General features: G+C 60.3%; 1 pseudogene. It reads left to right on the plus strand.

Annotated features, from left to right (window positions below):
- Window positions 1-446, plus strand: a pseudogene (locus ACWGTI_RS32710) (IS66 family transposase); the annotation flags it as partial.

A 446-nucleotide genomic window follows, 5' to 3' on the forward strand; every position in this document is an offset into this window, starting at 1 on the left:
CTGGACAGGGGCCGCTCCCACGTTGATTGTCGCGCCGCACCGCGGCATACTGATGAGCGATGGCTATACCGCATGGCGCACGCTGGCAGGGGCCACCCATGTGGGATGCATGGCCCATTCCAGACGTCGCTTCGTCGATGCCCTCAAGGCAAGAAAGAAAGGGGGCGGTCCGCCGGAGCAGGCGCTTAAGTTCTTCGAGCAGCTCTACCGGGTTGAAGGCCAAGCGCGGAACGAAAGGCCGGACAAGGGCGAAACACAAGCCGATTGCATTCGCCGCTTTCGCCAGCAACACAGCGTTCCCATCCTCAATGCTCTCAAGACATGGCTCGACGACATCGCGCCGAAGGTCTTGCCCGATAGCAAGATCGGCGACGCCGTGTCCTACACTCTGAACCAGTGGGAATACCTACGCGATACAAAGAAGACGGCAGGATGCCGATCGACAA

Source organism: Mesorhizobium sp. ArgA1 (assembly GCF_053714375.1).